The sequence below is a fragment of the Streptomyces sp. JW3 genome (genome assembly GCF_052216785.1).
GTDB lineage: Bacteria > Actinomycetota > Actinomycetes > Streptomycetales > Streptomycetaceae > Streptomyces.
The window spans coordinates 1-748 of the sequence record NZ_JBQOUX010000256.1 but is presented as its reverse complement, the minus strand read 5'-3'; the positions used below and the strand labels follow the sequence as shown (position 1 = coordinate 748).

The 748-nt window shown below is 71.1% G+C and carries 1 protein-coding gene; it reads right to left on the bottom strand.

The annotated features are described in order from the left end of the window. On the bottom strand, positions 1–748 hold a 748-nt coding region (locus tag ACTT8P_RS38380; protein ID WP_442836416.1), incomplete at both ends, for an AMP-binding enzyme.

Here is a 748-nt window from a genome sequence, read left to right as displayed (position 1 = left end):
CCCCGCCGGCCACCAAACGCGCCCGCAGCATGTCGTGCGTGTCCAGCAACGCCCGCACCCCGGCCGACAGCACCTCCGAATCGAGCTGCGGCGGGGCTAGTACGGCCATCCACTGGGCGAATTCAGAGCTGGCCGCCGTGTCACCCACCGACTTCATCACCGGCGTGAACGCGACCTCACCGGTACCCACATCCCGCGCACGGGCGCTGTCGGTCCCGACCGGCTCCACCACTCGCGCCAGCCCCGCAGGTGTCCGCTCCTCGAACACCTGCCGGGGCGAAAGAACCCATCCGGCGCGCCGCGCCCTCGACGCGAGTTGCATCGACATGATCGAGTCGCCGCCCGAGCTGAAGAAGTCGTCGCCGACCCCGACTACCTCCGCGCCCAGTACGTCGGCGAAGAGGCCGCACAGGACTTCCTCGACCGGGGTCGTCGGTGCCCGTCCCGGGCCGCCTGCCACGTCCGGGGCGGGCAGGGCGGCCTGGTCGATCTTGCCGTTGGGGGTGAGGGGCAGCTCGTCGAGGAGTACGACGGTGGCGGGGACCATGTACTCCGGCAGCCGCTCGGCGGCGAACGCCCGGATCGATGACGGTTCGCTGTCGCGGGACACGACGTACGCGGTGAGCCGGTCGTCGCAGACCGTGACGATGGCCTGAGCGACATCCGGGTGAGCGGCGACGACGGACTCCACCTCACCGAGTTCGATCCGGAAGCCGCGGATCTTCACCTGGGCGTCGGCGCGGCCCGC